We start from the raw sequence: 23,904 nt of genomic DNA, 5'->3' as shown, positions 1-23,904 counted from the left end.
TTCACCCTTCCGTCATCATTTTGCAGCCAAGTTTGTTCCGGGATCGGGAGCCTATCGATGACATCCATGCTGTTGCCGGAACGCGTTCTGCGGGCCGTCGCCCTTGTTGCGGCGCTGGCGCTTGGCGCCTGCGCATCCGAGCAAATTCCCTCGCAGCCGAGCTTTTACCAGAACCTTACCAAGGGCGGGCAACTCGATCCGGCCGCCGCCGCGTCGATGATTTCCGGCTATCGGCAAAATCACGGGCTCGGCCCGGTCTCGCTCGATCCGGCGCTGATGCAGATGGCCGAGCAGCAGGCGCGCGCCATGGCCACCAAGGACAAGCTGGATCACAACGTAGCTGGCAGCTTCAAGGAGCGCCTGCGCCGGTCCGGTTATGATGCCAAGACCGGGGCCGAGAATATCGGCGCCGGCTACCACACCTTGGCGGAGGCTTTTTCCGGCTGGCGCGATTCCCCGCCGCACAAGGCCAACATGCTGCTGCGCGGCGCGACGAGAATGGGGATCGCGGCGGTCTATGTTCCCAACACCAAATACCGAGTGTTCTGGGCGCTGATCATGGCGACGCCCGACGATGCATCGAGTTGATCGGCCTCTGGCCCGGATGAAGCGAAACGACATCGGGGTGCGGCGGGGAGGCTTGTCCCCGGATTTCGCCGGCGGCCTCGCTGTGCCCGGACCCGTTGGCACAATCCGGCCCACTTGATAGCGTTCTGCCCCGCATGCTTGCCCGCGCCGACACTTATGACGATCTCATCCGCCAATTCCGCTGGCAGGTGCCGGCGCGCTACAATATCGGCGTCGATGTCTGTGACCGCTGGGCGGAGCAGGAGCCGGAGCGCCTCGCCATCCTGCATGTGCATGGAGATGGCCGTACTGACAATGTCAGCTATGACTGGTTGAGAGGGACGTCCAACCGCCTCGCCAATGTGCTGCGTGCGCATGGCGTCGCGCGCGGCGATCGGGTGGCGATCCTGCTGCCGCAATCGCCGGAAGTGGCAGCGGCGCATGTCGGCATCTACAAGCTCGGCGCCGTCGCCTTGCCGCTCGCCTTGTTGTTCGGCGTCGAAGCGCTGTCCTACAGGTTGCAGAATTCCGGCGCCAAGGTGCTGCTGACCAACGCGCAGGGCTTGACGAAAGTCGCGAGCCTCTGCGGTCAGCTCCCCAATCTCAAGCTGATCCTGTCATTGAATGGCGCGGATCAGGGGGCGCTGGATTTCCATGCGACGCTGCAACGCGCTTCGGCAGAGTTCACGCCTGCAGACACCGCGGCCGACGATCCGGCGATGATGATCTACACGTCGGGGACGACCGGCCAGCCCAAGGGGGCGTTGCATGCGCATCGCGTGTTGCTCGGGCATCTGCCCGGCATCGAGATGCCGCATGATTTTTTCCCGCAGCCGGGAGACCGCTTCTGGACGCCGGCGGACTGGGCCTGGGCCGGCGGTCTGCTGGATGCCCTGCTGCCGTCATTGCATTTCGGTGTGCCGGTGGTGTCGCATCGTTTCGACAAGTTCGATCCCGAACAGGCCTATTGGCTCATGGCGCGCCAAGGCGTGCGCAACGCGTTCATCCCGCCCACGGCCTTGCGCATGCTGCGATCGGTGCAAAGTCCGCGCGGCCGCCATGACATCGCCTTGCGCAGCGTCGGGTCCGGCGGTGAATCCCTGGGTGCGGAGACGCTGGAATGGGGACGCGACGCCTTCGGCCTGACCATCAATGAGTTCTACGGCCAGACCGAATGCAATCTGGTACTGTCATCCTGCGCGATGCTCGGAGTGTCGCGGCCCGGCGCAATCGGCAAGCCGGTGCCCGGGCACGAGGTGGCCGTGATCGACGGCGACGGCATGGCGCTGCCGGCTGGTAAGCTCGGGCAGATCGCGGTGAAGCGGCCAAACCCGGTCATGTTCCTCGAATACTGGGACCGGCCGGAAGCAACGCGCGACAAGTTCATCGGCGACTGGATGACGACCGGCGACCAGGGAATGATTGATGAGGATGGCTACTTTCATTTCGTCGGCCGCGATGACGATGTGATCACCTCGGCGGGCTACCGCATTGGGCCGACGGAGATCGAGGATTGTCTGCTCGGTCATCCCGCGGTTGCGCTCGCCGCGGCCATCGGCAAGCCCGATCCCGTACGCACCGAAATCGTGAAGGCATTCATTGTGCTGAAAGACGGCCACATGCCCTCCGAAGCGCTGGCGGGCGAATTGCAGAGTTTCGTCAAGGAGCGATTGTCAGCCCACGAATATCCGCGCGAGATCGCCTTCATCGATCAGATGCCGATGACCACGACCGGCAAGATCATTCGCCGTCTGCTGCGGGAGCGCGCCTGATCGTGTTGCGGATGGACCGCGCCGCGCCTATGGCGGTGCGGCGCAAGGTCTCGAGATTGCAGGCGAGGCCGAAACGGACGCTGTCGCCCGGCCGCAAGGCGATCAGGCGATCGGAGAGAACCAGACGTTCCCGCCATAAATGATCGATCATCGGATGATCCGGGGTGGCGCAGGAGTCTGCCGCAGCGATGGTGACGTCCCCCAGCAGTGACTCGGTCAGATCGCGAGTCAGTTGCACGCCCGGCGAGAAACGGGCGAAGCTCTCGTCATAGGCGATCTTCCAGAGCCACGCGGCGTCCCCGCTGCGCAGGAGCAGAGTCACGGCCGCAGGCTGGCCCCCGACAGAGAGCCGGTCGGCACGTACCAGTCCGCGCCGCGCAAGTCCGGTGATGGCATTCTGCAGGAATTGACGGATGGCCTGATTTCGGGCGGCGGCGGTGCCCGCGCGGCCTTTCCAGCCTTTTTCCTCGAGCGTGAGGAATTCCTGCGCGAACGTTCCCGCCGCAAACGCATCGGACGCGGAGTCCCGCACCACGTCGCCGATCTCGGCGAGCCGACGCCGCTTGCGGCCGAGTTCCTTGCGGAGCTTGGCGCTGACAGACCTGGCGATATAGCCGGAGCGATCTTCCCCCGGTGCAAGCAGCGCTCGGGCATGCTCGCCGAAGGCCGCGCTGGCAAGGCCACGACTTTGCAGGACCTCCTGCAGCACCGGCGCGAAGGCGCCGCCTTCCGGCACATAGGGAAGCATCAGCAGCCGCGCGCCCCGCTCGCGCGCCAGATGGTCAAGCCATGCGTTGAGAATGTCTTCGGGCTGCTCGCGGTCGACCAGCGGCAAACCCAGCGGCGCGTAAGGATGCGTCCAGCCGGCAATCACGCCGGATACGATGCCATAGCGATGCAGTTCCGGTCGCGCCGGAAAAAAACCGCGCAGCACACCGTCGCTGCTGCGCACCAGCACCGCGCCTACGTCCTCTCCAAAGACATCTGCAGCGGGCAAGGCGAAATCGGGATCATAGAAGACGTTCGGCTGCAGCGCCCGCTTTGCGAGATCGCGCCATTCGTCGGCAATCGCGGCAAGCGAGCTCAGCGGTCGCCAATAGGCGCGCAGTGTTCGGGTGGCGGGGGCGAGCATCGTCGTCATTGCGCTTTCGCTCCGCCCCAAATGAAGAGATGATAGCCAAGGCGCCTCTTGGCGACGGCAAAGATCAACGCAGATTCAACGACGAAGGCGGCGGTGGTCGAGATCGCCGCGCCCATCATCCCGAAGTACGGGATGAGGATGAAGCCGAGAGCGACATTCGCCGCGAAGGCGGTCGCGACAATGGCGGCGCAAATCTTTTGTTCGCCGAGCATGTTGAGGAAGCGCTCGCCCGGACCGATGGACGCGCGCGCGAGAAAGCCGATGGCAAGAACGAACATCAGGCCATAGGCCTGCGTGTATTGTTCGCCGAACAAGCGCAGCATGGGCAGCCCGAAGGCGAGAATGCTGATGGTGGCCGCGAGCGACGGCCAGAAAGTCCATCGGATGGAAGCGGCGAGGAAACCGGCAAGCTGCTGGCGGTCGCCGGCGGCGAAATACTCGGAAAATTTGTGCGAGGAGGCGGCGACGACAGCGAAATAGACGAAAGCGACCAGCGCCAGCGTCTTGGCGCCTGCATAGTAGATTGCAACTTCCTCCGGCGGACGGAACTGCTTCAGCATCAGCACGTCGACATACATCAGCAGAAGATAAATGCCGTCGACCATGAACATCGGCAGCGAAATCGCGACCCAGCGTCCGACTTCGTAGATCTTGTCGCCCTTGCCGATTGCTGCCGCCAGCCTGCGGTTCAGAAGCAACATCTGCCCGAAGGCGGTGACCCAGATCGAGATTGCGGACGCGACAATGGCGGTGGTGGCATCGGTCGCGTATCCGAGTGCATAAGCGCCGCCAAGAAGCGCGAGCAACAAGACCTGGCGGATGATGAAAGGCGGCACCAGCGCGAGATTGATCCAGTTATACGAGCGCGCAATGCCGTCCTGCACATGCAGCAGGCCGTACATTGGAAGGATCAGGCAGGCGATGGCGAGCGGGACGAAGGTGTGATCCTCCAGCCATGGCTCCAACAGATGCAGCACGCTGAAAGCGATCACCGACAAGGCCGTTGCGGTCGCGAAGGCGAGCCAACGGCTGCCGGAGAGAAAACCGCGGAGCTGGTCCGTCGCGCGCGCTTCCGTGTAGTTCGGAATGAAACGCTGGGCAGAAGAGGCAAGGCCGAGATCGACGGCGCCGCCGAGCATCATCACCCACGTCCAGACATAGACGAAGATGCCGAATTCATGGGTGCCGAGCCAGCGCGCCAGCACGATCTGCGACAGATAGGCGAGCACGGCGCTGATAATGCGGATGAGGAATGCGGTGCCGGCGGCACGGCGGGCCAGCGAGCGGTCGCCCTGACCTGAAAGCAGATGCCGCAGACGCGCGGTCAGCGCGGCGAACGCAACGCGCGCCGAAACCTGCCCCGGATGATGTCCGGTGAGTGCCACTTAACGCCTCCGCCTGCGCCCTTGTTCTTTGCGGCGCGTTCCCTGTGGTGGAAGACCTAGCAAGAAGCCTTTAAGAATCGGTTCGGTGTTTAACTTAATAGATCGTAAGCGGCTGATATTGCTTGGATATCAATCGTCTTGCGGTCTGAACGCGGCAAGCTTTTTGATCACGAAGGGCGCGACCAAGGCGACGAGCGAAATCGCCAACAGCGTCGCCGAGATCGGACTCTGCAGCAGCACCAGCGGATCGCCGAGGCTGATCGACAAGGCGCGGCGCAACTGGCTTTCCGCCATCGGCCCGAGGATCAGACCGACCACCACCGGCGCGATGGGATAATCGTAGCGGCGCATGAGAAAGCCCATGACGCCGAAAATGGTGAGCATCAGCACTTCGATCACCGACGGCTTGGCGGCGAGCGTGCCGGTGACGGCGAACGCGAGGAATGCCGGCATAGAGCCATGGCTGTGGAATCGACAGCAGGCGCACCCAGAGGCCCACCAGCGGCAAATTCAGCACCAGCAACATCGCGTTGGCGATGAACAGGCTGGCGATGAGGCCCCAGACCAGATCAGGTTTTTCCGCAAAGAGAAGGGGGCCGGGATTGAGGCCATATTGCTGGAAACCCGCGAGCATCATCGCGGCGGTGGCCGATGTCGGCAGGCCGAGCGTCAGCAGCGGCACCAGTGTGCCGGCGGCGGAGGCGTTGTTGGCGGCTTCAGGGCCGGCGACGCCTTCGATGGCGCCTTTGCCGAAATCTCCCGGATGCCGCGCAAGGCGTTTTTCGGTCGAATAGGAGAGAAAAGTGGGGATTTCCGCGCCGCCGGCGGGCAATGCGCCGATTGGAAAACCGAGGAACGTGCCGCGAAGCCATGGTTTCCACGACCTCTTCCAGTCGTCCTTGGTCATCCACAGTGATCCTCGGACTGGTTCGACAGTTTCTTCGGAGGTCTTCCGGCGCGACGCGACATAGAGTGCCTCGCCGACCGCGAAGAGGCCGACCGCCAGCGTCGTGATCTCCACGCCGTCGAGCATTTCCGGCAGGCCGAAGGAGAGCCGCGCCTGTCCGGTCAGCTTGTCGATGCCGACAAGGCCGAGCGCGAGGCCGATGAACAGGCTGGTCAAACCGCGCAGCGGCGAATTGCCGAAGGTCGCCGACACGGTGACGAAGGCGAGGCACATCAGCGCGAAATAGTCTTCCGGGCCGAAGCTGATCGCGATTTCGACCAGCCATGGCGCGAGAAAGGCAATGCCGAGTGTCGCAATGCCGCCGGCAACAAACGAGCCGATGGCCGCTGTCGCCAGCGCCGGGCCGCCACGGCCGGCCTTCGCCATCTTGTTGCCTTCAAGCGCCGTCGCCATCGATGCGCTCTCGCCCGGCGTGTTGATCAGGATAGCGGTGGTCGAGCCGCCATACATGCCGCCGTAATAGACGCCGGCGAACATGATCAGGGAACCTGCGGGATCAAGCTTGTAAGTGACCGGCAGCAGCAGCGCGACGGTGAGCGCGGGGCCGATGCCTGGCAGGACGCCGACCGCGGTGCCGAGCAACACGCCGATGAATGCGAACAGCAGGTTCAGCGGCTGCAGGGCAACGGCCATGCCATGGCCAAGAGCGGCGAGCGCGTCCATGTCAGCTCACAACAGCCGCTCGAGCGGACCATCAGGCAGCGTCAGTGTCAGCAATTTGACAAAGACGAGATAGATCACAGCGCCCAGTCCCAGTCCGATGACAAAGTCGGTGACGAAGGCGCGGCGCCCGAAGCCGGCAGCGGTGCAGGCGAACAGGATTGCGGTCGCCAGAATGAATCCGGCGCCGGCCGTAATCAGCGCCATCAAAGCGGCAAGTCCGCCAAGAATGAGCAGGATGGCTTTCGGATCGGCGTCGTCACGTTGCGGCAAATCGCGCCGGATCGCCATGACAAGATTGCCGATGCCGAGCAGGAACAAACCGGCCGCAATCACATTCGGCACTGCCTGCGGACCGAGGCCGTAAGCCGATGACACCGTCAGCCGGGACGTATCCCAGGCGATGATCGCCGATGCGGTGATAAGCAGCGCCGCCGCCGCAAGTCCGGCCGGGTCGGCGCGCCGCAGGGCCGCAAGCATGATCAGGGTTTCACAAGGCCGACGGATTTCAGCACTCCGGCGACGCGCGTCTGTTCCTGTTTCAGGAAATCCAAGAAGGCGTCGCCGCCAAGAAAGGCGTCATCCCAGCCCTTCTGTTTCAGAATCTCTTTCCAGGCCTCGGACTTCGCCATCTTGCCGATCAGGTCCACCAGTTCCCGTTTCTGTTCCGGTGTGAGTCCGGGCGGCGCCATCACCGAGCGCCAATTGGCAATCACAAGATCGATGCCCTGTTCCTTGAAGGTCGGACCATCAATATTCGGCAGGCGCCTGACGGAGGTGACACCGATCAGCCGCAGGCGCCCCGCCTTGATCTGTCCTTCATATTCTCCATAGCCGGAAATGCCGGCGGTGACCTTGCTGCCGAGGATGGCGGCGAGCGATTCACCGCCGCCCGAAAACGGGATGTAGTTGATCTTGGTCGCGTCGGCGCCGACCGCCTGCGCGAACAGAGCCGCGGTGATGTGATCGACACCGCCGGCCGAACCGCCGGCCCAGGTCACTTTCGCGGGATCGGCCTTCACCGCGGCGGCGAGATCCTGCGCAGTCTTGATCGGCGATGACGCCGGCACGACGATGACTTCGACTTCTTCGGTGAGGCGCGCGATCGGCGTTGCCTGATCGAGACTCACGGCCGACTTGTTGGTCAGCAATGCGCCGACCATGACAAAGCCGTTGACCATCAATTGATGCGGATCGCCCTTGGCGCTGTTGATCAATTGGGCGAGACCGACGCTGCCGCCGGCGCCGGGCACATTGAAGACCTGCACCGAGCGCGCAAGCTTCGCCGCCGTCAACGCCTGCTGCATGGCGCGCGCGGTCTGGTCCCAGCCGCCGCCGGGGCCGGCCGGCGCCATTATTTTCAGTTCCACCTGGGCCGAGGCGGGGCTGACCAGCAATGACGCGCAAAGAGCCGCAACGGCAGCGGTGAACTTCAACATGAGGCCTCCAGGTGATTGGAACGGCTCGACCATGGTCGAGCCCGCGGCGGTTCGCCGCAGACGCTATGGCATTGGCTTTGAGACGTCCAGCGTCAGCCGCTGAAGCCGCCGCCGTCGAGGAAGGTTTGCTCTTCCGCCGTCGTGTTGCGTCCGAGCATGGCGTTGCGATGGGGAAAGCGGCCGAAGCGGCGGATGATGTCGGCGTGAAGTTCGGCCCATTTGAGATTTTCGGCATTGCCCAATGCCCGGTACAGAGTCAGGCAACGTTCTTGATCCGCGAGATTTTCCGAATGCTCGAACGGCAGATAGAAAAAGCTGCGTTCGGCAGGAGGAAGCTGTTGATCGAAGCCGCGCGTGATCGCGCGATCGGCAACCTGTCGCGCCAGGGGATCGGCCGCGAAGGCGCGCTTGTCGCCGCGGAACATGTTGCGCGGAAACTGGTCGAGCACGATGACGAGCGCCAGCGCGCTCTCCGCTTTGTCCTCCCAACTGGCGAGCTTGCCGGCAGCCGCCGCTTCATAGGTCGGCAGGAAACGCGACCTGATCTCGGCGTCGAAAGCGTCGTTCTTGCTGAACCACCTGTCGGGCCCGGCGGCGCGCCAGAAGGCAAGCACGGTTTCTGGTGCCACGACGTCGCTCACAACTGCATTCCTTCCATCAGAGCCGAACCTCTCCGGACTGGAAGCGTTCGTAGAGCGCAGCGTCCAGCGGCACAAAAGCGCCCATCTTCGTATCGTTGAAATAGAGCGGGTCAGAAATGAGGACCGGATTGAAGCCTTCTTTCACCATGTCGACCTTCTTCTGCTTGAACGTGGTCGTCATGTCGATGCCCTTGCGGATGCGCAGGAAGAGCGGGCGCGCATAATCCGGCAGCAGCACCTGCAGATGTCGGTGCAGTTTTTCAAGATCGCACTCCTGGCACACGATGGCGGCCATGCCGGCGCGGCCCTCATGGCCGGGCACATGCACGCCATAGACATTGGTATCGCTGATACCCGGGAACTTGTTGATCGCCTCCGCCACTTCCGTGGTCGAGACGTTCTCGCCTTTCCAGCGGAAGGTGTCGCCGATGCGGTCGACAAAATAGAAATAGCCCTGCTTGTCCTTGCGCATCAGGTCGCCGGTGCGGAACCAGGCGTCGCCTTTCTCAAAGACATCCCGCAGGATTTTCTTTTCGCTTTCCTCCTTGCGGGCATAGCCCTCAAAGCGGCCGCCCGGCCGGTCCGGATCATTGACGATCTTGCCGATGGCCTCGCCGATCTCATCCGGGGCGCAGACCATGCAGAAGCCGTCGGCACCGCGGATCGGCTGCTCCTTTTCGACGTCGAAGCGGACCAGCGCGGTCGGAAACCGGCTTTCGATATACCAGGGCAGACGGCCGATGGCGCCGGTCTTGCCCTCGAAGTTGAACATCAAAACGTTGCCTTCGGTCGCCGCGTAGAATTCCAGGATCAGCGGGATACGGAAGCGCGTCTTGAAGTCCTCCCAGATATCCGGCCGCAGGCCGTTGCCGCAGGCGATGCGCAGACGATGCTTGGTTTCGTTCGGGTTGGGCGGCGAATTGATGAGATAGCGGCAGAGCTCGCCGATATATTGCATCATCGTGCAATCGTTGCGCACGATGTCGTCCCAGAATTCGCGCGCGGAAAAACGTTCGCGCAGCACCACCGACCCGCCATTGACCAGCAGCGAGCCGATCGCGCACAGCCCGCCCACCGTATGGTACATGGGCAGACAATTATACATGCGGTCGGAGGCGGATGTGTTCATGACGCCGGCAAAGCCGTAGCTCGCCAGCATGACGCGATAGTGATTGACGTTGGCCGCTTTCGGCAGCCCGGTCGTGCCGGAGGTGTAGATATAAAGCGCGTGATCCTCGATGGTGACGAGACGGCGCTCGGCCGCAGTCAATGCATGTCCCGGCAGGGCCTCGATTGCGCGGTCGATACGAGGATGATTTTCGGCGATGTCGCCGTGCAGCCAGATTTTGGGGGTGCTTTTCAGAAGCGGTTGGGCGGAGCGAAAGGCGTCAATCAATTCGGCCGCGACGACGATGTGCCTGGCGCCGACAAGGTCGATGCAATGCGCCAGCGAGGGGCCGACAAGATTGGTGTTGAGCAGGGCCATCACCCCGCCGACGCGGGTTACGCCGACCCAGATCGCGACATATTCCGGCCGGTTCGGCATCAGGAGACAGATGGTGTCGTCCTTGCGGATGCGCTCCTGCAGCGCCCATCGCGAATAGCGGTTGGAGCGCTCGAAGAGCTCGCCATAGGTGAAATTCTCGCGGCTTGAGAGCAGGGCCGGGGCTTCGGCGTGGCGCGCCGCCAGCTCTTCCAGCACATTGGGAAAAATACGATCGGGGTTCTTGGCGATATGCGTGGTCATGCGCAGCGAGCGCAGCGCGCCGCGGACAAAGACAAACTCGTTTTTCAACTGGCTGAAAAAGCCCATATCCGTCCCCGGATGAACGGCTCTACCATCGAGGAGTCGCGGCCTGCCCGCAAGAGGCCGGGTCGTTCAGCGGTCAAGCCCGCCGAACGGAACGAGCGGATTGTCGATCAGCGCGTCGCGGTCGGGCTGGTCCGGATTCAGCCGTCCGAGGAATGCATCGAAGAGTTCGCGGATCACGCGCGGTTCGATGTCGCGGACGATGAAAACCATGCGGGTGCGCCGGTCGGCATCAGGCCAGGCCGGCAGTTGCGCAGACGGGTGGAAGACGTGCTGCACGCCATGGATGACCACCGGCGTATTAGGTGTTTCCTGGATTTTCACGATTCCCTTCACCCGCAGCAGATTGGGGCCGTGCATTGATCTGAGCAGTTCCAGGAACAGGTCGAAGGTGGCGGCCGAGATCGCGTCCTCGCTGGCCAGCGTGAAGGCGCGGACCCGGTCGTCGTGACGGTTTACGTCGTGGTGATGCGCGTGATCATGGCTGTGATGATCCTGGGCTTCCGCCGCGGCGTAAGCTTCGTCGGCGAGCCAGCGGTTGACGTCGGGGATCTTCTTGTCCGGGTTGTAGAGGCCGCAATTCAGCAATCGCTCGGGCGTCGCCTCGCCGGCGGCAGCGTCCAGCACCGGCGCCGCCGGATTGAGCGCGTGCAGGCGACCGATGAGTTCGTTGCGGGCGGAGCTCCGATCGAAGTTGTCCGCGAGATCGCACTTGGTGACGACAAGGCGGTCGGCCACGGCCGCCTGTTTCACCGCTTCGGGATGTTCGCTGAGCGTGGAGAGGCCGTTCACGGCATCTACCAGTGTCACCACGCCGTCGAGCCGAAAGCGCAGCACCAGATAAGGATGCGACATCATGGTCTGCAGCAACGGCGCCGGATCGGCGAGACCGGTGGTCTCCACCATAACGCGCTTGAACGAAACGCGGCCGTTATCGAGATCGCGCAGCAGCTTTTCCAGTGCCGTGACGAGATCGCCGCGCAGATTGCAGCAGAGGCAGCCGCTCGACAGCACCATCATATTGTCCTCGATCTTCTCCACCAGGAGATGATCAAGGGGAATCTCACCGAATTCGTTGATGATGACGGCGGTGTCCTTCAGCCCAGGATCACCAAGCAATTTGTTCAGCAGCGTGGTCTTGCCGGCACCGAGAAAACCCGTGAGCAATGTGAGCGGTATCGGCGGCAACGGACCGCGCGGGCGCGGCTGATTTTGGTCGGTCACTGCGGTTTCGGCTTTGCGGCCGGCTTGGCGGTGGCTCCGGCTTGCGCCGCAGGCTTCGCGGAATTCGCCGCCGCGGGTTTGGTGTTGGCCTGCGGCTTGCTCGCTGCGGCGGCTGGTATTGCCGGCCGGGCGGCAAGTTTCGGCCGCGGCTTGGGCATCGGCACACTGCTTGCGCCATAGCCCGGCGCGCCGGCAGGTGGAGTGAAGGCGGTGGTTGAGGGATAATGTGTTGACGGCGCGAAGGCCGGCACATTGACTTGCGGCTGGCTGGAGTGCGGCGCGCCCGGCACTGCCGCAACCGCGGCGGCGGCCTCGGCGCCTGCTGCGGCGACCGGCGTGCCTTTCTTCTTCTTCGATCCGGCAAGCTGGGTGTCGGCCTGGCTCGTGTTCTTGTTCGGGCCGACATAGACTACGACCGGCTCCATCGACGGCTGCAGCGGACCGATCAGCGAAGAGGGCTTTGCGATGGTGGCGCGCAAGGTGGATAGCGTGAAGCTGTGCGCGGAGCTTGGGTCTCCGTTCGAATTGGACGCGTTCACCTGACCGGAATCATCATCGGCGTCTTCGCTTTCGGCGGCCGGACGTTTGCGGTGTTTGCCGCACATGCTGTCGCGCAGGTCGGGCGGCGCTGAATTGACCGGTATCAGCCCGTTGACCGTACCGAGCGATGGCGTCAGCCAGGACAGCGAGCCGCTGTTGAAACCGCGCTCCAGCATCGAGGCCGCCTTGACGGCGCGTACCGGGCCCGAGGGCGCGCCGAGAACGACGGCGATCAGGCGGCGGCCGTTGCGCGTGGCCGAGGCGACAAGATTGAAGCCGGAGGCGCAAATGAAGCCGGTCTTCATGCCGTCGGCGCCGGGATAGCGGTCGATTAGGGTGTTGTAGTTGCGCATGACACGCTTGCCGAACTTGATTGCGGGCAGGCGCCAGTAGAATTCGTATTCCGAAAATTCTTTCAGGATCGCGCGCGCCAAGATCGCCTGATCGCGCGCTGAGGTGACCTGACCGTCGGCGGGCAGGCCGTTCGGATTGACGTAACTTGTCTGCGTCATGCCGAGCCGCTGGGCGGCACGGTTCATGTCGTCGGCGAATTTTTCGATCGAGCCCGACACGCCTTCGGCAAGGACCACCGCCACATCGTTTGCCGATTTGACCATCAGCATCTTGATGGCATTGTCGACAGTGAGCTGTGTGCCCGGCTTGAAGCCCATCTTGGAGGGCGCCTGCGCGGCCGCATTCGCCGACACTGTGAGCAGGGAATCGAGCGTGAGCCGGCGTTCCTTCACGGCGCGCAAGGTGACATAGGCCGTCATCAGCTTGGTGACCGAGGCAGGATACCAAGGATGGGTTGCATTCTCGGCGTGCAGAACCTTGCCGCTATCGGCTTCCACCAGGAGCAGGGCTTCGGCGGCCGCCGGCCGGGTCAACCCGATGCTCAGGGCTGTGAAAAGCGCCAAAGACAGAATAGATGATCGACGGAATAGCTTGTTCGCAATAGTCACAATCGCGGTCCGGTGTCTGTTTCGGGCCTGGCGGAATTCGTGCGGTGGACAAAAATACCTAATCCGCAGGAAGGCCGGAAGCAAAAGGTTACGACCATGCTGTTTTTACCGCCCCGGGAGTGGTAATTCTCTCAAGAAAGCGACCAAAGTTCGGCAGGCCCGCTGCCATCGTGAAGCAGCCCCAGGAGAAAGTCGCCCATGACCGCTTGTATCGTTGGTTCCGCTCATAGCCCCTTCGGGAAAATGGATGCGGAAACGGTGGAAAGCCTGATCGTTCGGGTCGCCACCGATGCGCTGGCCGATGCCGGCATCGCGCCGCGCGACGTGGACGAGATCGTGCTGGGGCATTTCAACGCAGGCTTCTCACCGCAGGATTTCACAGCCTCGCTGGTGCTGCAGGCCTCGCCCGATCTGAGATTCAAGCGGGCAACCCGGGTGGAGAATGCCTGCGCCACCGGTTCCGCAGCGGTGCATCAGGGGCTGAAGGCGATCGCGGCGAAGAGCGCGCGCATTGTGCTCGTGGTCGGTGTCGAACAGATGACGCGCACGCCGTCGGCGGAGGTCGGCAGGAATCTCCTCAAGGCGTCGTATGTGAAGGACGAGGCCGATATTGAGGGCGGCTTTGCCGGGATATTCGGGAAGATCGCCGGGCTTTATTTTCAGAAATATGGCGATCAGTCGGACGCATTGGCAATGATCGCGGCCAAGAATCACAAAAACGGCGTCGGCAACCCTTATGCGCAGATGCGCAAGGATCTCGGCTTCGATTTCTGCCGTACCGAGAGCGAAAAGAATCCCTTCGTCGCCGGGCCATTGAAGCGCACGGATTGTTCGCTGGTCTCGGATGGCGCCGCGGCCGTTGTGCTCGCTGATGTCGAGACCGCCTTGCAACTCGACAAGGCGGTGGTGTTCCGTGCCGCCGCACATGTGCAGGATTTCCTGCCGATGGCCAAGCGCGACATCCTCAAATTCGAAGGCTGTGCGCTCGCCTGGCAGCAGGCGCTGGCACTGGCCGGCATCGCGCTGACCGACCTCTCATTTGTCGAGACACACGACTGTTTCACCATCGCTGAGCTGATCGAATACGAAGCGATGGGCCTGACGCCGGAAGGTCAGGGTGCGCGTGCGATCGCCGAAGGCTGGACCCAGAAAGGTGGCAAGCTGCCGGTCAATCCCTCCGGCGGCCTGAAAGCCAAGGGCCATCCAATCGGCGCGACCGGCGTGTCCATGCACACGCTGACGGCGGCGCAACTTCTGGGCAAGGCCGGCGACATCCAGGTCAAGAACGCGAAGCTGGGCGGCATCTTCAACATGGGCGGTGCCGCGGTCGCCAATTACGTCAGCATTCTCGAACGCATCAAATAGAAGACGTCACTTTTCCGGGACTTTCGTCGGCTTGTTGTCGGCGGCCAGAAACTGCGCTTTCGCCAGCTCCGCGAAAGCGCCGCCGCGCGCGATTAATTCGTCGAAGCCACCGCTTTCGATGATGTGGCCGCCCTGGAACACCAGAATGAGCGTTGCATTGCGGATCGTGGACAGGCGATGCGCAATGACGAAGGTGGTGCGGTCCTTCATCACTTCATCGAGCGCGGCTTGCACCTTGATTTCGGTCGCGGCGTCGAGTGCGCTGGTTGCTTCGTCGAGAATGAGGATCGGCGGGTTTTTCAGCAGCGCGCGCGCGATCGACAGGCGCTGACGCTCGCCGCCTGACAGAAAGCGTCCGCGTTCGCCAACCAGCGCATTCAATCCCTCGGGATTGCGCTCGACGAAATCGAGCGCCTGCGCACGCTTGAGCGCGTCGTGCATCTCGGCCTCGGTGGCGTCGGGCTTGCCGATGAACAGGTTCTCTGAGATCGAACGGTTGAGCAGCAGCACTTCCTGAAACACCACGCCGATATTCCGCCGCAGGGCGGCAAGCTTGAGGTCGCGCAGGTCGTGACCGTCGATCCTGATCGCGCCGGATTGCGGATCGAAGACGCGGTGCAGCAATGCCAGCGCAGTGGTCTTGCCGGCGCCTGTCGGTCCGACGAGCGCGATCACCTGCCCGGGCTGCGCCTTGAAGGAAATATCCTCCACCGCCGGACGCTTGCCGTCATACGAGAAGGAGACGTCATCGAACTCAACCTCGCCGCGCACGCGACCAGGATCGATGGCGCCGACGCGGTCATGCACCACCGGGTCGGTATCGAGCACGTCGAAGAATTCCTGCAGCCGTGGCGCCACCATGAACACGCCGTTCACGAAGCTGACGGTCTGATCGAGCTTGCTGACCAGCATGGTGGCGAAGCTCATGAACATGACGATCTCGCCGATGGTGGCGAGATTCTGGAAATGCAGCCAGGTACCGAGCAAGAAAATCGCCAGCATGGTGATGGTGGTGGAGGCGCGCGTCAGAACCGCCACCGCCGCCCACCAGGACAGAACCGGCATTTGCGCGCTCAAGAGCTGGTCCACGACATTGCGCAGGCCCATCACCTCCGCCTCGACGCGGGAATAGCTCTGTACCAGCGCGACATTGCCCAGCGTGTCGGACGCGCGTTCGGCGAGATCGGAATAATATTGCTCTACGGCGCTCTGCATGGCGCCGGTCTTGTGCAGGATAAGAGATGTGAGAATTGCGAAGATCACACAAAGCGCGATCAGCAACAGCGCCAGGCGCCAGTTCAGATAGAGCGACAGCGGAATCAGAATCAGCAGCGAGATGAAGCCGGAAAAATGCTCGCGAAAGAAGGAAAGCCAGAGATTCCAGAGTGAATCGGTGCCGGACAGCAGCACTTTCATCAAGCGGCCGGAATGCGCGCCGCCATGGAAAGACAGCGGCAACTGCAGGACATGCTCGAAATAATTGGTCAGCACGGCGTGGCGGCGCCGGTGCGCCAGCCGGTCGGCATAAAGCGCGACCACGACGCCGCAGCCGATATTGAACAGCCCGAATGCGACCCAGGCTGCCAACAGCGGCGTCAGGGTCAGGAAGGTGACACTGCTGTCGGTCTTCTGCGCGCCGGTCAGAGCATCGATGATTTTGCCGAATAGAACCGGCTCGGCAAATTGCGCGGCGGCCAATGCCAGATTGGCCAAGGCCAGGAACCAGCCTAGCCGGGCTTCCGGACCAAGCAGGGCAAGAACGCGCGCATAAAGACGAATCAGATGCATGACGGCTGACGCAAGACCAGAAAATTTGCGGAACCGGGTTCCGGGTTACATTATTACATAATTCGCCAGACGTATGAATTTACTCGACTATTCATGTTGGCGGCGTGGAAATAATAACTCAAATTTGATTAGGGTCACTGTGCTTCCAAACTTTGACGCGTGCCAAGATGTGAGATGAAAAAAACGGCAGGTGACGCGTTCAGCATGGTCAACATTCCTACCGAATTGTTGCGTACCCTCATCGCGGTCGTCGATCTTAGAAGTTTTACCAAGGCCGCCCAACAACTCGGCGTTACCCAGCCGGCCGTCAGCGCGCAACTCAAGCGACTTCAGCTACTGCTCGGCAGCGACATTCTCGACAAGAGCGCGCCGGGAGTCACTCTGACGACCATGGGAGAACTGGTTGTCAACTACGCGCGCCGGATGCTGTCCATCAACGATCAGATCCTGGACCTCGCCACACCCCGCCATAATGTGCAGACGATCCGGATTGCGGTACCTGGCGACATCATAGCGCCATTCATTTCCGAGACCCTGGCGACATTCCGCCAGCAATGGCCGAGTGTCCGGTTTGCAGTGAAGAGTGGGCCATTCGACGCGATGCTCCGCGATCTTCGCGCGGGCGATCTGGACATCCTGATTGCCCTGAGCACCTCCGGCCCCACCATTGATGCGCGTCATCATTGGACCGAAAGCATGGCCTGGATCAGGGGGCCCAAGACCAGTATTGATCTGAGCGAGCCGGTTCCCCTTGTCGGTTACGGCGACGTTTGCGCCTGCCATCGGCTGGCATTGATGGCCCTGAGCCAGGCCGGCCTCGATCACGACCTGGTGTTCGTCGGTTCCAGCGTCGTGAGCCTGTCGGCCGCCGTTCGGGCCGGCATGGGTGTGATGCCCTATCCCAGGAGCCGCAGCCTTAACGACGATCTGTCAGCCTGGGACGATGGTCCGTTGCCGCCGATCAATGATGCGTCCTGCGCGATTCATCTGCGGGAAGGCGGCGATCAAGGCGTGCTGGAGCAGGTCGCGGATACGCTTGCCGAGGTCTTGAAACCAGGCGCGCAGCGAAAAACGACTGTTGAAGTTGCATCACCACTGACGGCGGCCGCCTATCTGATCGGCTGAGACGGCCGCTCAGGCCTGTGCAAAACCCGACCGCTGTGCCCAGCCGGTCATGCGCGTTTCCAGTATGGCCATCAGCCAGTACATGACAATGCCCTCCACGGCGAGCGCCACGAGCCCAGCAAAGATCAGCGGCACCTGAAATTGTGCCTGCGCCTGCAGCATGAGATTGCCGAGTCCGTAATTGGACGCCACGCTTTCCGAAATCACCGTGCCGACAAAGGCCAGGGTGATAGCGATCTTCAGCGAGCCGAAGAAATACGGCAGCGAACGCGGAATGCCGACCTTGCGCATGATGTCGAGCTTGGATGCGCCGAGCGCTTTCAGCACGTCTTCGAGTTCGGGCTCGATCGTGGCGAGGCCGGTTGCCACATTCACCACGATCGGGAAGAACGAGATCAGGAAGGCCGTGAGAATGGCCGGAATGTAGCCGATGCCGAACCAGAGAACGAGAATAGGGACGACCGCCACTTTCGGTATCGCGTTGAAGCCGATCAGCAGCGGGTAGATTCCGGCATAGATCGTGCGTGACCAGCCGACGAGCAAGCCAAGCAGCAATCCGAAACCGACGGCAAGACCGAAGCCGATGACCGTCGCTTCAAGTGTGATGCGGGAATTGCGAACGATCGCCGGCCAATAATCATAAAATGCGCGCGCAATGGCGGTGGGCGGCGGCAGGAAGAATTCCGGAATCTTGAAAATGCGGACAGCCAGCTCCCAGATGACGAAGAGGCCGATCGTGAACAGCCACGGCGCGAGGCGGATCATCAGGTTGGTGCGCGTCATTGCCGCGCCTTCACGATATGCGCGCGCAGGTCATGCACGATGTCCTGAAATTCCTTGGTGAAGGTCACGTCGAGATCGCGCGGACGCGGAAGGTCGATCTTGCGCTCGTCCAGAATGCGGCCCGGCCGCGCCGACATTACGAAGACACGGTCGGCGAGGAATACGGCCTCGCGCAAGTCGTGGGTCACCAGCACCACCGTGATCTTGCGGGTTGCATGCAGATCGCGGATCACGCACCACAATTCTTCGCGCGTGAAAGCATCGAGCGCCCCGAATGGTTCATCCAGCATTAGCAATTGCGGCTCGTGGATCAGCGCGCGGCAGAGCGAGGTACGCTGCTGCATGCCGCCGGACAATTGCCATGGATATTTTGGTCCGAAGCCGCCGAGGCCGACCGAGGCCAGCAGGTTTTCGGCCCGCGTGACATATTCCGCCTTCTTGCGACGCAATTCGCTGCGATGCGGCTGCACGATCTCCAGCGGCAGCAGCAGGTTCTCCAGCGTTGTCCGCCAGGGCAGGAGTGTGGGTGCCTGGAAGGCCATGCCGGCGATTTTCACAGGCCGGGTGACGCGCTGGCCAGCGACAGCGACGGTGCCGGCGAACGGGAATTGCAATCCCGTGACCAGCTTCATCAGCGTGGACTTGCCGCATCCGGAAGGGCCGACAACCGCGGCGAATTCGCCGCGGTTGACGGAAATGCTCAAATCTTCGACGGCGAGGATGCCGTCAGGGCCGGCCTGGATGCCACCATAGCGATGGCTCACGCCATTCAGGTCGATAAACCCGGACACAAAAAACTCCCAGCCGGCGTCTGTCTTACATCTTGCGATCGGCGGGGGGAGGCAGGAACGATGAGTCGAAGATGTCGGCGCTTTTCGGCTTCGGATTCTTGAACTCATAGGTCAGCGCGATCTGCTCGACCGACTTTTGCAGCCGTGCATCATCGACCCCACCAAAGCCGTTCGCCTTCACTTCCGGTGTGATGATGTTGTCGCGCAGCGCCATTTTCAGACGTTCAAGTTCGACGTCCTTCTTCGCGACATCGTTGCGCTTGATCACCGAATCGACCGCCGTTTGCGGGCTCTTCACCGTGTCCTTCAGCCCCCTGAGGAAGGCCCTGAGGAATTTCTTGATCACCTCCGGCTTCTCAGCGGCGAATTTCGGATTCACGATGATCGCATTGCCGTAGAGATTCACGCCGTAGTCCGCCATGAGCAGCACGGTGATGTCGTCGACCGGCACGCCGCGATCCTTCAGATTAATGAAGGAGGAGAAGGAAAAGCCGGTGATGGCATCAACCTGCCCGGCTGCGAGCATCGGCTCACGCACCGGAAACCCGACATTCTCAATCGTGACTTTGGACGCATCGATGCCATTGGCCTGGGTGAATATCTTCCACTGCGCGTATGCACCGTCGGGCGCCGGAGCGCCGAGCTTCTTGCCTTCGAGATCCTTCGGTTTGCTGACGCCGCGACTCTTGCGGCCGACGATGGAGAAGGGCGGCTTGTTGTAGACCATGAACACCGCCTTGATCGGCGTGTTCGGATTGGCGTCGCGGAACTTGATCAGCGAGTTGATGTCGCCGAAGCCCATGTCGTAGGTGCCCGAGGCCAGCCGGTTGAGCGGCTCGAGCGATCCGCCGGCGGTATCGATGGTGACATCGAGGCCTTCGGCTTTGAAATAGCCTTTGTCGATGGCGACGACGAAAGGCGCGGCGGGACCTTCGAATTTCCAGTCCAGGGTGAATTTCACCGGAGTCTGCGCAAAAGCGGCGCCGCCCAGCGTCAGTGTTCCGAACACCACGACCAAAGCGGCGGTCCGGCGGATCACATCGACAGCACTCATCTCTTTTTCCTTTCTGATGGGGTGCCCGGCGCCGCGCTCAGGCCGCCCCGGTTACTGAGAAGGCGTGGTTTCATGCTCTGCCTGCCTATCAGCAAAGAACATGCCGCCGGAAAGTGCAAGGCGAAGAGGTATTTTCCAGATGTTTCTGCCCACCTGCGGGGCAGGGGTGCCGCCGATGCGTGCACACCCGCCAGAGGGTTCAGCGTCACACCGGCAGCGCCGAAGTGTTTTTCACTTCTTCCATCACAGCGAAGGTATGGGTCTCGCGGACGCCGGGCAGCGACAGCAGTACCTCGCTGAGAAACCGGCGATAGGCCGTCATGTCGGCGACGCGGGTCTTGATCAGATAGTCGAAACCGCCGGCGACCATGTGGCATTCCAGAACTTCCGGCGCATGCACGACGGCCTCGGCAAACCGCTCGAAAACGTCCGGCGTGGTGCGGTCGAGCTTGACCTCGATGAAGACCAGAAGCCCCCGTCCCAAAAGGTCGGCATTCAGCCGCGCCCCATAGCCCAGAATGTATCCGTCGCGGGTCAGGCGTTTCACGCGCTCCGTGGTTGCGGTTGGCGACAGGCCAATACGTTCGGCAAGATCGACCACTGACATGCGGCCGTCATCCTGAAGGAAAGTGAGAACCTTGCGGTCGGTCTGGTCGAGATTATCATTCATAAATCACCAGATAAAAGATTTGGTGAAGGGATTATGCCTACGTATGAGCTTGAATAAAGCGAGTAACACCAGTCGTACTGAAATATTGTAGGGTAATTCATCAGCCCAAGGGTAAGAAAGACGCACATGAGCGGAGAGACCGCGGTGTTTGAGGCTCCCTATGCCGAGGCAGATGAGGCCGTTGCCCGCATGCTTCTGGCGGCGGCCGCTGGTGATCCCGTCGCAGAAGCGAGGATCGATGCCCTGACCCACAGGCTGGTCGCCGCCATACGCGGTCACAGCGGCGGCCTGGGCGGGATCGAGGATTTTCTTCACGCCTATTCGTTGTCGACCCGCGAAGGCCTGGCGCTCATGGTACTGGCCGAGGCGTTGCTGCGGGTGCCGGATTCCGCCACGACCGACCGCCTGATCGAGGACAAGCTGGCGGCCGGAGACTGGTCGCATCCTGACCTGAAATCCGATGCGCTGCTGGTGTCGGCTTCGGCCTGGACGCTCGGCGTCACCGCGCGGCTGATCCAGCCGGGCGAGACGCCCGAAAACATCCTCGAAAGCCTCGTCAAACGGCTCGGCCTTCCCGCCGTGCGGGCCGCGGCCCGTCAGGCAATGCGGCTGCTTGGCTCGCATTTCGTGCTCGGGCAAACCATCGAGGAAGCCTTGTCGCGCGCCCGGGACCACCCGGAATTCCGGTATTCCTTCGACATGCTCGGCGAAGGTGCGCGTACTTCCGCTGATGCAGAGCGTTATTTCGCGTCTTATTCAGCAGCGATCGACGCGATCGGACATTCCGCGCAAGCGCCGGACCTGCTGCGGCGGCCGGGCATCTCCGTCAAGCTGTCGGCGCTGCATCCCCGTTACGAAGCCATCTCGCAGGATCGCGTGATGCGCGAATTACCTCCGAAAATTCTCGACCTCGCGCGCAAGGCGAAGGCGCACAATCTCAATTTCACCATCGACGCCGAGGAAGCCGATCGGCTCGAATTGTCGCTCGACATCGTGCGGGCGGTTGCCGCCGATGCATCGCTTGCGGGATGGGACGGGTTCGGGCTGGCGGTGCAGGCTTATCAGAAGCGCGCACCGGCGGTGATCGACTGGATCGTCGGTTTAGCGCAATCGCTGTCGCGCCGCTTCATGGTTCGCCTGGTGAAGGGCGCTTATTGGGATTCGGAAATCAAGCGCGCGCAGGAGCGCGGACTGCCCGACTATCCGGTGTTCACGCGCAAGGCGATGACCGACCTCTGCTACATGGATTGCGCGCGCAAGCTGCTGGCAGCGCGGCCGCAGATCTTTCCGCAATTCGCGACGCATAATGCGCTGACGGTGGCGAGCGTTGTCGAGGCCGCGGGGGGCGTCGATGGGCTGGAATTCCAGCGGCTGCACGGCATGGGCGAACAGCTTTATGCGGCGTTGCGCGCGGATATTCCGGAGGCCGCCTGCCGCGTCTATGCGCCGGTCGGCGGCCATCGCGATCTTTTGGCTTATCTGGTTCGCCGCCTGCTGGAGAACGGCGCCAACACCTCGTTCGTCTCGGTTGCGGCCGATCCGAAAATTCCAGTGTCTGAAATTCTTGAACGTCCCTGGCACGCGGTCGGACATCACGATCACGCGCGCCACCGGAAAATTCCGCTGCCACGCGATCTTTACACGCCCGCGCGCATGAATTCGACGGGCGTTGAATTCGGCGATCGTGCAAGCCTGCAATCGTTGGTCCAGAACGTTTGCCAGTCGCAGGCAAAGGTCGCGGCAACATCCCTGATCGACGGCAAGCCGCAAGCGGGCACACGGCGTGCGGTGTTGTCCCCGATCGATGGAGAACCCATCGGCGAGGTCGCGGAAGCCAGCCGCGACATTGCCGCTATGGCGATCGATGCCGCGCAGAAAGGTTTTGCGCGCTGGTCGGCGACGCCGCTTGACAGGCGCGCGACCGCGCTGGAGCGGGCGTCCGACCTGCTGGAAGAGAGGCGCGCGATGTTTCTGGCGCTACTTCAGAACGAGGGCGGCAAGACGCTTGACGACGCGGTGGCGGAGGTGCGGGAAGCGGTGGATTTCTGCCGCTATTATGCAACCGAGGCGCGCCGCGCACTCGCGTCCGAAATAATGCCGGGGCCGACCGGTGAGACCAATGAATTGCGCTATCGCGGGCGTGGCGTGTTCGCCTGCATCTCGCCGTGGAATTTTCCGCTGGCAATCTTCCTGGGCCAGGTCGCCGCGGCGCTTGTCGCCGGCAATACGGTGGTCGCGAAGCCGGCCGAGCAGACGCCACTGATCGCATTCGAGGCGGTGCGCCTATTGCACGCGGCCGGTATCCCGCCACAGGCGTTGCAGTTGGTCGCGGGCGACGGCGAGATCGGCGCGGCTCTGGTGGCTGATCTGCGGGTTGCAGGCGTCGCTTTCACCGGCTCAACCAGCGTTGCGCAAAAAATCAACCGAACGCTTGCGGGCAAGGACGGGCCGATCGTTCCCTTCATCGCCGAAACCGGCGGCATCAATGCCATGATAGCCGATGCCACCGCCTTGCCGGAGCAGGTCTGCGATGACGTCATCACGTCAGCCTTCCGCTCAGCGGGACAGCGCTGCTCGGCGCTCCGGCTTCTCTGCATTCAAGAGGATGTCGCTGACCATGTGATCGGCATGATCGTAGGCGCTGCCGCCGAACTTGCGGTCGGCGATCCGCGTGAGATCGCAACCCATGTCGGACCGGTGATCGATGAAGACGCCAGGGAGCGTCTTGATGGCTGGATCGCCGACCACAAGGGCCAATTGCGGTTTACGTGGCGTGAGACAGGCAGAATGCCGTCCAAGGGACTCTACGTGCCGCCGTCAATCATCGAGCTCAAGCGCGCCGGCGACTTGCAGGAAGAAGTTTTCGGGCCGGTGCTGCACGTGGTGCGATGGCGGGCGGACAAGCTTGATCCTCTCCTCGACGAAGTTGAATCGAACGGCACCGGGCTGACCCTCGGTATCCATTCCCGCATCGATGCGCGCATCGCGCAGATCGCGGCGCGGTTGAGCAACGGCAACGTCTACGTGAACTGCAACATGATTGGCGCGGTTGTCGGAACGCAGCCCTTCGGCGGCACGCGTCTGTCAGGGACAGGACCGAAAGCGGGCGGGCCGAATTATCTGCGCCGCTTCGCGACCGAGCAGGTTGTGACAATCAACACCGCTGCGTCAGGCGGCAACGCAAGCCTGCTGGTGGTGGATGAATGAACGCAGAATGAAC

General features: G+C 62.3%; 18 protein-coding genes and 1 pseudogene. 5 read left to right on the top strand and 14 right to left on the bottom strand.

Translation table 11 applies throughout. The features are described 5' to 3' along the window. Nucleotides 1-57 precede the first annotated feature (57 nt). Nucleotides 58-588, top strand: coding sequence for a CAP domain-containing protein (locus tag RO009_06600; GenBank protein MDT3684693.1), 531 nt, complete (start codon nt 58-60; stop codon nt 586-588). A 134-nt stretch (nt 589-722) separates the two neighbouring features. After that, a complete protein-coding gene (locus RO009_06595; protein MDT3684692.1) occupies nt 723-2,339 on the top strand; it encodes an acyl-CoA synthetase in 1,617 nt (538 codons plus the stop codon). On the opposite strand, the gene RO009_06590 is transcribed toward RO009_06595, so the two are convergent. The 9 genes and pseudogenes from RO009_06590 to RO009_06550 all read right to left on the bottom strand — a co-directional run bounded on the left by RO009_06590 (nt 2,308) and on the right by RO009_06550 (nt 13,033). Next, a complete protein-coding gene (locus RO009_06590; GenBank protein MDT3684691.1) occupies nt 2,308-3,480 on the bottom strand; it encodes a GNAT family N-acetyltransferase in 1,173 nt (390 codons plus the stop codon). The genes RO009_06595 and RO009_06590 overlap by 32 nt on opposite strands. Then, on the bottom strand, nt 3,477-4,865 hold the full coding sequence (locus RO009_06585) for a lipopolysaccharide biosynthesis protein (GenBank protein ID MDT3684690.1): 1,389 nt from the start codon (nt 4,863-4,865) through the stop codon (nt 3,477-3,479). The genes RO009_06590 and RO009_06585 overlap by 4 nt, the downstream gene beginning before the upstream one ends. A 129-nt stretch (nt 4,866-4,994) precedes the next feature. After that, nucleotides 4,995-6,495, bottom strand: a pseudogene (locus tag RO009_06580) (tripartite tricarboxylate transporter permease). Between the two features lie 6 nt (nt 6,496-6,501). Next, complete coding sequence (locus tag RO009_06575; GenBank protein ID MDT3684689.1) at nt 6,502-6,972, bottom strand: tripartite tricarboxylate transporter TctB family protein; 471 nt, start codon at nt 6,970-6,972, stop codon at nt 6,502-6,504. 2 nt (nt 6,973-6,974) lie between these two features. Next, a complete protein-coding gene (locus tag RO009_06570; GenBank protein MDT3684688.1) occupies nt 6,975-7,931 on the bottom strand; it encodes a tripartite tricarboxylate transporter substrate-binding protein in 957 nt (318 codons plus the stop codon). 92 nt (nt 7,932-8,023) lie between these two features. Next, nucleotides 8,024-8,572 carry a DUF924 family protein gene (locus RO009_06565; GenBank protein MDT3684687.1) on the bottom strand — a complete coding sequence of 183 codons (549 nt, stop codon included), beginning with the start codon at nt 8,570-8,572 and terminating at the stop codon, nt 8,024-8,026. A gap of 16 nt (nt 8,573-8,588) precedes the next feature. After that, nucleotides 8,589-10,385 carry a long-chain-acyl-CoA synthetase gene (locus tag RO009_06560; GenBank protein MDT3684686.1) on the bottom strand — a complete coding sequence of 599 codons (1,797 nt, stop codon included), beginning with the start codon at nt 10,383-10,385 and terminating at the stop codon, nt 8,589-8,591. Between the two features lie 66 nt (nt 10,386-10,451). Further along, entirely contained in the window at nt 10,452-11,606 is a 1,155-nt protein-coding gene (locus RO009_06555; protein MDT3684685.1) for a GTP-binding protein, read from the bottom strand. Next, the gene (locus RO009_06550) at nt 11,603-13,033 is read right to left on the bottom strand and encodes a D-alanyl-D-alanine carboxypeptidase family protein (GenBank protein MDT3684684.1); all 1,431 of its coding nucleotides are present in this window, start codon (nt 13,031-13,033) and stop codon (nt 11,603-11,605) included. Before RO009_06550 ends, RO009_06555 begins: the two co-directional genes overlap by 4 nt. A gap of 273 nt (nt 13,034-13,306) precedes the next feature. Here RO009_06550 and RO009_06545 point away from each other — a divergent pair, with 273 nt between their 5' ends. Beyond that, complete coding sequence (locus RO009_06545; protein ID MDT3684683.1) at nt 13,307-14,473, top strand: acetyl-CoA acetyltransferase; 1,167 nt, start codon at nt 13,307-13,309, stop codon at nt 14,471-14,473. Nucleotides 14,474-14,479: 6 nt separating this feature from the next. Here RO009_06545 and RO009_06540 read toward each other — a convergent pair whose 3' ends face one another. Next, complete coding sequence (locus RO009_06540) at nt 14,480-16,261, bottom strand: glucan ABC transporter ATP-binding protein/ permease (GenBank protein ID MDT3684682.1); 1,782 nt, start codon at nt 16,259-16,261, stop codon at nt 14,480-14,482. A gap of 174 nt (nt 16,262-16,435) precedes the next feature. On the opposite strand from RO009_06540, the gene RO009_06535 reads away from it, so the two are divergent. Next, complete coding sequence (locus RO009_06535) at nt 16,436-17,386, top strand: LysR family transcriptional regulator (GenBank protein ID MDT3684681.1); 951 nt, start codon at nt 16,436-16,438, stop codon at nt 17,384-17,386. A 9-nt stretch (nt 17,387-17,395) separates the two neighbouring features. On the opposite strand, the gene RO009_06530 is transcribed toward RO009_06535, so the two are convergent. From RO009_06530 to RO009_06515, 4 genes are all read right to left on the bottom strand, one after another. Beyond that, nucleotides 17,396-18,169, bottom strand: a complete 774-nt coding sequence (locus RO009_06530; protein ID MDT3684680.1) for an ABC transporter permease — start codon at nt 18,167-18,169, stop codon at nt 17,396-17,398. Further along, nucleotides 18,166-18,960: an ABC transporter ATP-binding protein gene (locus RO009_06525; protein ID MDT3684679.1), complete on the bottom strand. Its 795-nt coding sequence runs from the start codon at nt 18,958-18,960 to the stop codon at nt 18,166-18,168. The genes RO009_06530 and RO009_06525 overlap by 4 nt, the downstream gene beginning before the upstream one ends. Nucleotides 18,961-18,985: 25 nt before the next feature. Beyond that, the gene (locus tag RO009_06520) at nt 18,986-20,014 is read right to left on the bottom strand and encodes an ABC transporter substrate-binding protein (protein MDT3684678.1); all 1,029 of its coding nucleotides are present in this window, start codon (nt 20,012-20,014) and stop codon (nt 18,986-18,988) included. Nucleotides 20,015-20,219: 205 nt separating this feature from the next. After that, nucleotides 20,220-20,684 carry an Lrp/AsnC ligand binding domain-containing protein gene (locus RO009_06515; GenBank protein ID MDT3684677.1) on the bottom strand — a complete coding sequence of 155 codons (465 nt, stop codon included), beginning with the start codon at nt 20,682-20,684 and terminating at the stop codon, nt 20,220-20,222. A gap of 126 nt (nt 20,685-20,810) precedes the next feature. Here RO009_06515 and putA point away from each other — a divergent pair, with 126 nt between their 5' ends. Then, a complete protein-coding gene (putA, locus tag RO009_06510; GenBank protein MDT3684676.1) occupies nt 20,811-23,891 on the top strand; it encodes a bifunctional proline dehydrogenase/L-glutamate gamma-semialdehyde dehydrogenase PutA in 3,081 nt (1,026 codons plus the stop codon). Nucleotides 23,892-23,904 lie beyond the last annotated feature (13 nt).

Origin of the sequence: Pseudorhodoplanes sp. (assembly GCA_032027085.1) — a bacterium.
In the GTDB taxonomy this organism is placed as follows: Bacteria; Pseudomonadota; Alphaproteobacteria; order Rhizobiales; family Xanthobacteraceae; genus Pseudorhodoplanes.
Note: the sequence above shows the minus strand (reverse complement) of the source record. Positions and strands in the feature narration are given on the sequence as shown.

What these genes read in the sequence shown, in the direction of transcription:
- RO009_06515 (MDT3684677.1), bottom strand. Translation starts at nt 20,684, where the DNA reads ATGAATGATAATCTCGACCAGACCGACCGCAAGGTTCTCACTTTCCTT.
- RO009_06575 (MDT3684689.1), bottom strand. Translation starts at nt 6,972, where the DNA reads ATGCTTGCGGCCCTGCGGCGCGCCGACCCGGCCGGACTTGCGGCGGCG.
- RO009_06545 (MDT3684683.1), top strand. Translation starts at nt 13,307, where the DNA reads ATGACCGCTTGTATCGTTGGTTCCGCTCATAGCCCCTTCGGGAAAATG.
- RO009_06570 (MDT3684688.1), bottom strand. Translation starts at nt 7,931, where the DNA reads ATGTTGAAGTTCACCGCTGCCGTTGCGGCTCTTTGCGCGTCATTGCTG.
- RO009_06520 (MDT3684678.1), bottom strand. Translation starts at nt 20,014, where the DNA reads ATGAGTGCTGTCGATGTGATCCGCCGGACCGCCGCTTTGGTCGTGGTG.
- putA (MDT3684676.1), top strand. Translation starts at nt 20,811, where the DNA reads ATGAGCGGAGAGACCGCGGTGTTTGAGGCTCCCTATGCCGAGGCAGAT.
- RO009_06590 (MDT3684691.1), bottom strand. Translation starts at nt 3,480, where the DNA reads ATGACGACGATGCTCGCCCCCGCCACCCGAACACTGCGCGCCTATTGG.
- RO009_06530 (MDT3684680.1), bottom strand. Translation starts at nt 18,169, where the DNA reads ATGACGCGCACCAACCTGATGATCCGCCTCGCGCCGTGGCTGTTCACG.
- RO009_06595 (MDT3684692.1), top strand. Translation starts at nt 723, where the DNA reads ATGCTTGCCCGCGCCGACACTTATGACGATCTCATCCGCCAATTCCGC.
- RO009_06535 (MDT3684681.1), top strand. Translation starts at nt 16,436, where the DNA reads ATGAAAAAAACGGCAGGTGACGCGTTCAGCATGGTCAACATTCCTACC.
- RO009_06540 (MDT3684682.1), bottom strand. Translation starts at nt 16,261, where the DNA reads ATGCATCTGATTCGTCTTTATGCGCGCGTTCTTGCCCTGCTTGGTCCG.
- RO009_06560 (MDT3684686.1), bottom strand. Translation starts at nt 10,385, where the DNA reads ATGGGCTTTTTCAGCCAGTTGAAAAACGAGTTTGTCTTTGTCCGCGGC.
- RO009_06600 (MDT3684693.1), top strand. Translation starts at nt 58, where the DNA reads ATGACATCCATGCTGTTGCCGGAACGCGTTCTGCGGGCCGTCGCCCTT.